Raw genomic sequence first — 1,988 nt, 5'->3', positions numbered from 1 at the left:
AGCGAGCGCGATCTGGTCGGCAGCGAACGCCACCGGCTCAGCATGGAAATTGCCGCCCGACACAATCTCGCCGGTCTCGACCAGCACCAGCGGATTGTCCGTCACGGCATTGGCCTCAATCGTCAGTCCGCGGGCGGCGTGTACCAGCAGGTCAAGTACCGCGCCCGCGACCTGCGGCTGGCAGCGCAGGCAATACGGGTCCTGCACCCGCTCATCGCCTTCGAGATGCGATTGCCTGATGTCGCTGCCGTCGAGCAAGGCGGTCAGCGCCGCCGCCGCCGCGATCTGCCCATCATGGCCACGCAAGGACTGGATCTCCGGACGAAACGGCACCGTGGATGCCATCGCCGCATCGACCGACAGCGCACCGGTCACCAGTGCGGCACAGGCCAGGCGATGCGCGCGCAGCACGCCGGAAATCGCATAGGCAGTCGAAAACTGCGTGCCGTTGATCAGCGCGAGCCCCTCCTTGGGACCGAGCGTCAGCGGCGCGAGACCGGCGGCGGCAAGCGCGTCACGACCCGGCACGACCTTGCCATCGAGGAACGCCTGCCCCTCTCCGATCATGACAGCCGTCATATGGGCGAGCGGCGCCAGATCGCCGGAGGCACCGACCGAGCCTTGCTGCGGCACCAGCGGTGAGATGCCGCGCGCCAGCATGCCCTGTAACTGCTCGATCACATCACGTCGCACGCCGGATGCGCCGCGCCCGAGCGAGATCACCTTCAGCGCCATCATCAGGCGCACGATCGGCTCAGGCGTGGCCGGGCCTACGCCGCAGCAATGCGACAGGATCAGGTTGCGTTGAAGAAGCGCCGTCTGATCAGGCGCGATGCGCGTCGAGGCCAGCTTCCCGAAACCGGTGTTGATGCCGTAGGCGGGCATGTCGGTCTGCGCCGCTTTGGCCACGATTGCCGCGGCGGCCTCGACGCGCGGCCAGAACGACGGATCGAGCGCGATGGGCGCGCCGGCGAGCACGCGCGCCAGGACGTCGAGGCCGACCGTTCCAGGCTTCACGACAATCGGGACATCCGGATCGCTCATTGCCCCCTCCACACCCGTCGGTGCAACGGATTGAAGCCGATGCGGTAGACCAGCTCGGCGGGACGCTCGATGTCCCAGATCGCGAGATCGCAGCGCTTGCCGGCCTCCAGCGTCCCGGTCTCGGCGAGCAGGCCGAGCGCGCGCGCCCCTTCCCGCGTCACGCCGGCGAGGCATTCGGCGACGGTCATCCGGAACAGCGTTGCGCCCATGTTCATGGCAAGCAAAAGCGAGGTCAGCGGCGAGCTGCCGGGATTGCAGTCGGTCGCCAGCGCCATGTTGACGCCGTGGCTGCGGAACAGCTCGACCGGCGGCTTCTGCGTTTCGCGAATGAAGTAGAACGCGCCGGGCAACAGCACCGCGACGGTCCCGCGCTTCGCCATCGCGGCAACGCCGGCTTCATCGGTGTGCTCCAGATGATCGGCCGAGAGCGCGGAGAATTTTGCCGCGAGCGCCGCGCCGCCGAGATTCGACAGCTGGTCTGCGTGCAGCTTCACGGGCAGCCCGAGCGCATGCGCCGCCGCGAACACCCGGGCCGTCTGCTCTCCGGAAAATGCGATGCCTTCCATGAAGCCGTCGACGGCATCGGCAAGGCCGGCCTTGGCCACCGCCGGCAGCATTTCGTTGCAGACCAGATCGATGTAGCGGTCCTTGTCGCCGTCGGCTTCAGGCGGCAATGCGTGCGCACCCAGAAAGGATGTGCGGATCGCAACCGGTCGCAGGCGGCCGAGATTGCGTGCCGCCGCAAGCTGCCGCATCTCGGTCTCGGCATTGAGGCCATAGCCGGACTTGATCTCGACGGTGGTTGCGCCCTCGCCGATCAGCGCGTCGAGCCGTGGCAGCGCGCCGGCGACGAGCTCCGCCTCGGTCGCGCGGCGCGTTGCGGCAACGGTCGAGACGATGCCGCCACCGGCGCGCGCGATCTCCTCATAGCTCGCGCCTTTCAG

2 protein-coding genes are annotated in these 1,988 nt (G+C 68.2%); both read right to left on the bottom strand.

The genetic code is table 11. The features are described from left to right. Nucleotides 1-1,044 (bottom strand): aromatic amino acid lyase (locus VF497_RS12495; protein ID WP_330889179.1); only part of this gene is annotated, 1,044 nt, incomplete at its 3' end. Then, a partial coding sequence (gene hutI / locus VF497_RS12490; RefSeq protein ID WP_330889177.1) for an imidazolonepropionase occupies nt 1,041-1,988 on the bottom strand: 948 nt, incomplete at its 5' end. The genes hutI and VF497_RS12495, both read right to left, overlap by 4 nt.

The organism is Rudaea sp., assembly GCF_036383415.1.
GTDB lineage: Bacteria > Pseudomonadota > Gammaproteobacteria > Xanthomonadales > Rhodanobacteraceae > Rudaea.
The sequence above is the reverse complement of the archived record's forward strand: the minus strand, read 5'-3'. Positions and strand labels throughout refer to the sequence as shown.